Source organism: Micromonospora sp. MH33, assembly GCF_003013775.1.
Classification (GTDB): domain Bacteria; phylum Actinomycetota; class Actinomycetes; order Mycobacteriales; family Micromonosporaceae; genus Micromonospora; species Micromonospora fulviviridis.
Genome location: NZ_MUYZ01000402.1, coordinates 1 through 4,759, shown reverse-complemented (window position 1 = coordinate 4,759; position 4,759 = coordinate 1). Strand labels below are relative to the sequence as shown.

The 4,759-nt window shown below is 76.0% G+C and carries 4 protein-coding genes and 1 pseudogene; 4 read left to right on the top strand and 1 reads right to left on the bottom strand.

What is annotated here, in order from left to right:
• The 4 genes from B0E53_RS33215 to B0E53_RS33200 all read left to right on the top strand — a co-directional run.
• The coding region (locus B0E53_RS33215; protein WP_246835723.1) for a hypothetical protein at positions 1-1,796 on the top strand (1,796 nt) is incomplete at its 5' end.
• Positions 1,797-1,952: 156 nt separating this feature from the next.
• Complete coding sequence (locus B0E53_RS33210) at positions 1,953-2,885, top strand: SPFH domain-containing protein (protein ID WP_107079561.1); 933 nt, start codon at positions 1,953-1,955, stop codon at positions 2,883-2,885.
• A gap of 42 nt (positions 2,886-2,927) precedes the next feature.
• Positions 2,928-3,275 (top strand): PadR family transcriptional regulator, encoded by a 348-nt coding sequence (locus B0E53_RS33205; protein WP_107079560.1) that lies wholly within the window; start codon positions 2,928-2,930, stop codon positions 3,273-3,275.
• Entirely contained in the window at positions 3,272-4,339 is a 1,068-nt protein-coding gene (locus B0E53_RS33200) for a hypothetical protein (protein WP_107079559.1), read from the top strand. Before B0E53_RS33205 ends, B0E53_RS33200 begins: the two co-directional genes overlap by 4 nt.
• A gap of 188 nt (positions 4,340-4,527) precedes the next feature.
• Here B0E53_RS33200 and B0E53_RS38130 read toward each other — a convergent pair.
• Positions 4,528-4,759 (bottom strand): annotated as a pseudogene (locus tag B0E53_RS38130) (NlpC/P60 family protein); the annotation flags it as partial.

Here is a 4,759-nt window from a genome sequence, read left to right as displayed (position 1 = left end):
GGGGGAGCGGCATGGGCGATCGGGCACGGCTGGACCGGCGCAGCCTGCTCGCCGCCGCCGGTGGGCTGGCGGTGGCCGGGATCGGCGTGCCCGTGGGCCTCGCCGCCACCGGCGACCCGCCGCCGGCCGCCCGCGGACGGCGGCCGATCAGCATGGCCATGCACCTGCACGCCTCGTTCAGCGAGGGCGTCGCCAGCTACGCCGCCCACCTCGACCAGGCCCGCCGCAACGCCGTCGACGTGCTCTGGTGGACCGACCACGACTTCCGGGTGGCCGCCCACGACCACCGCCGGGTCGTCCACTTCGACGGGCCGGAGGAGCCCGAGGGCGGGCTCGCCTGGACCTGGAAGGCGTCCACCGAGGGCGCGCTCACAGCGTCCGGCGCCGACTTCGTGGCCGCCCCGCACGCCGCCGACGACCCGGGCCGCGCGCTGCGGCTCACCGCCGCCGGCGCCGGCACCCTCTGGTACGCCGGCAAGGCCTGGAACTGGACGCACACCGGGAACATCTCCGACACCACCCTGCACCTCGACGTGCTGCCCGAGAGCGCCGGTCCGGACGCGACCCTGATCGTCGAGATCGCGCTGTCCCACCACCCGGCCGGCGCCGGCCGCCCCGCCGGCCAGCTCGTGCTCCGCTACCGCCTGGGCGCGGCGACCGGGACCCGGCACCACGCCGACGGCCGGCACGGCACCGTCGACCTGCCCGCCCCGCCCGGCGCCTGGCGGCGGCACACCCTCGACCTGCTGGCCGACGTCCGGCGGCTCTGGCCGGACCTGGTGGCCGGCGACAACTCGCTGCGCGGGCTGCGCCTCGGGGTGCAGGTCGCGGCCGGCGCGCGCGGCGCGTACGTGGTCGACCGGCTGGTCTTCGACCGGGCCCGGCGCGCCGGGCAGGCCGGCGAGGAACTGCGCGCCGAGGTGCTGCGCGGCTACGCCGGGGCGTATCCGGGCGTCACCCACCACCGCGCCTACGAGGTGTCGATGGTCCGGCACCTCAACTGGTTCGGCGGCGACCAGACGCTGCCGCGCTTTCCCTCCCCGCCGTACCGGGACAACGACGTCGGGGCGACCGAACGGGTGGTCGAGTTCCTGCACGGCCACGGCGGGGTGGTCTGCTGGAACCACCCGCTCGACGTGGAACGCCGCGAGTCCCTGGCCCGGCTGCTGGTGGAGCGGCACGCGCTGGGCGTCGACCTGATCGAGATCGGCCGCGAACCGGTCGACGACCACCTCTGGGCGTACGACGTGGCGGCCCGCAACGCCATCCCGGTCACCGCGGTCGGGGTGACCGACGACCACGACGGCACCGACTGGCGGGCCGGGCGGGACCGGCACGTCACGTACGTCTGGGCGGCCTCCACGGGCCGCGACGACCTGGTGGCGGCGCTGCGGGCCGGCCAGGCCTGGTTCACCGACCTGGCCCGCTACCGGGGCGCCCTCGACCTGGAGATCGGCGGCCGCAGCGCGATGGGCGCCGTGCTGACCACCGACGCGGGCGACCTGACCGTGCGGCTGCACGCCACCGACCTGCCGGCCGGCGCGGCCCTGGAGGTGGTGACCGGCGCGGTCGACCTGGCGGGTGTCGCCGACCCGACCCCGGCGATCCGGATCGGACAGGTGCCCTGGCGGCAGCTCCGCCAGGGCTGGCACGACCTGCCGGTTTCGCCCGGTGCGGGCACCTACCTGCGGACCCAGGTCCGGGGGCGGGACGGCGTGATCATCGGGGCCGGCAATCCGGTCTGGCTGCTGCGCCAGGCCCCACCGCGCGGTGTCCCCCCGGCCCGCCGCTACTGACCCTGCTGTCTCGGATCTTGGCGAGTTTCCGTTCGTCGCTGACGACAACTCGCCAAGATCTGCCAGTTGCGGTCCCCGGCGGGCGGCAGGAGTGAAGCGCGGGGGAGCGGGTACGCGCGCCGCCGGGAGGCGGGTGCCTCCGGGATCGAGGGGACCATGGCAGCCGCCGCCGTCATCGTGCTGGTCATCGTCGTCGCGCTCGTGGTGTTCGTGGCGTCGCTGAGCGTCCGGCTGGTGCAGCAGTACCAGCGCGGCGTGGTGTTCCGCTTCGGCCGGGTGCTGGAGCGTATCCGCCAGCCGGGCCTCCAGCTGATCGTCCCGGTCGCCGACCGGATGGTGCGGGTGAGCATGCAGACCACGGTGATCGGGGTGCCCGCGCAGGGCGTGATCACCCGCGACAACGTGACGCTCACCGTCGACGCGGTCGTCTACTACCGGGTGGTCGACCCGGTGAAGGTGCTGGTCAACGTCCGCGACTACCCGTCGGCGGTGCTCCAGGTCGCGCAGACCGCGCTGCGCTCGGTGATCGGCAAGGCCGACCTGGACACCCTGCTGCGCGACCGGGACCGGATCAACGCGGAGCTGAAGGCGGTCATCGACGCGCCCACCGAGAAGCCCTGGGGCCTGCTCATCGAGCGGGTGGAGGTCAAGGACGTGTCCCTGCCCGAGGGGATGAAGCGGTCGATGTCCCGGCAGGCCGAGGCCGAGCGGGAGCGCCGGGCCCGGGTGATCGCCGCGGACGGCGAGTTCCAGGCGTCCCGGCGGCTCGCCGACGCCTCCCGGGCCATGGCGAACACGCCGGGGGCGTACCAGCTGCGCCTGCTCCAGACGGTGGTGGACGTGGCGGCGGAGAAGAACAGCACCCTGGTCATGCCGTTCCCGGTCGAGCTGCTGCGCTTCTTCGACCGGCTCGCCGGTGGGGCCGGCGAGCAGGCCCGTCCGGCGGGGCAGACCGACCGGGGCCCGGCGGAACAGGCCGGCCGGGGCCCGGCGGAGCAGGCCACGCCGGTCGGGCCGGGGCTGGGGCCGGTCACCGAGAACGTCGCCGCGGCCGCCGCCGAGGGGGACGGGCGCCGACCCGAGCGCTGACAGGGCGGCGCATATACCGATAGCCGGTATATGCTCCCAGGCATGACCGACAGCCCCCTACGGGAACCCACGTTCCTGGTCCTCACCGCGCTGGCCGAGACACCCCGGCACGGCTACGCGGTCATCGAGGACGTGCTGCGCATCTCCGACGGCCGGGTCCGGCTCCGCGCCGGCACCCTCTACGCCGTCCTCGACCGCCTGCGCGCCGACGGCCTCATCGAGGTCGACCGCGAGGAGGTGGTGCAGTCCCGGCTGCGCCGCTACTACCGGCTCACCGCGTTGGGCGCCACCCGGCTCGCCGACGAGGTGGCCCGGCTGCGCCGCAACGCCGACACCGCCGGCCGTCGGCTGCGCGCCGCCGGCCTGCTGCCCGAGGGAGGGATGGCGTGAGCGCCGCCGAACTCGAGCGCCGCTACCGCCGGCTGCTCGCCGTCCACCCCTGGGAACACCGCCGGACGTACGAGGAGGAGATGATCGCCGTCCTCCTGGCCGATGCGCGGCCCGGGCAGATCCGGCCGGGGTTCCGGGACACGGTCGACCTGGTGGGCGCCGGCCTGCGGGCCCGGCTGCGGGTGGGCGCACGGGGGTTCACCGAGCCGGCCTGGGCCGACGCCGCCGCTGTGACCGGCCTGCTGGTAGCCCTGATCCTCCTCGCGGCGGCGGCCAAGGGGCTCGCCGATCAGCTGGTCCCGAATCCCGACCTGGGGCCGTCGGTGCGCTCCGTCGGCCCCGACTCCGTCGACTGGCTGCGCGTGGCGGGCTGGGCCGCGGTGGCGGTAGCCGCGCTGACCGGGCTGCGCCGAACAGCTGCCGGGCTTGCCTGGTCCGGAGTGGTCGCCTGGCTGGTGCTGGTCGGGCCCGGGGTCATCGACCAGCCGACCTACGTGGTGGACACCCTGCCGCAGCTCGCCCTCGCCCTGCTGGCGGCCGCCGCACTGGCCGTGCCCGCTACGCCCCGCCGGGCGCTGGCCGTGCTCGGCCCCTCTCGCGCGGCGGTACTGATCCTCGCGCCGCTGGCGGCGGTCGCCGTCCTGGAGGCCAGCCGGCTGAGCGGTGCCGGCGTCGACGCCGTCGGCCCTGTTCCTGTCTACGCGTTCTACGGAGTGTTGCAGGCTCGGAGCGAGACCCTCCTCTGGCTCTACGTGGCCGGGCTCGCCACCGCGGCCCTGGCCGTGCTGGTCGCCGTGGCCAGCCTCGCGGCGCCGGTGCGCCGGCGGATCGCCGTGCTGCTGGCACCGGTCGCCGCGCTGGCCCTGGTCATCGACACGGCGCTCGCCGGCTGGTCGGTGTCCACCATGCACATGGGACACGCCATCCCGCTGGTCCCGGCGCAGTGGCTCATGCTGGTGCTCGTCCCGCCGGTCACCTTCCTGGCCGGGGTCCTGCTGGTGCGCCGTCGCGAGGAGACGCTGCGGATGGTGGCGCTGGGCCGGGCCGCCGACCGGGAACGCTGAGCGCTCGCCAGCTCCGCCGCGCTCGTGCCGGCCTGGCGGGCGGCGATCAGCCGGGTCGGGTAGTCGGCCCGCCAGCGCTCCACGAGGGCCAGCATCCGCGCCCCGCCCCGCAGTGACGATCGCCGAGGCCGCTGCCGTGCTGCTCACGGCAGCACGGTGACGGAAGCGTCCGGTTCGTCGCGCGGCGCTCAGTCGAGCAGCCCGCCCCCGGTGGGCAGCGGCAGCCCGGGCAGCGGCAGCCCGGGCACGGAGACCGACACCGACACCGACGGCAGCGGCAGCGGCAGCCGGGGCAGCGGGCTGTCGGTCGGGGCCGGCGAACCGCTCGTACCGGGCCTCGGCGAGCCGCCCGAGCTGGCGGGGCGCGGCCGGGGCGTACCGGTGACGGTGGGGCTCGGCACGGCGGTGGGCGCGGGGGTG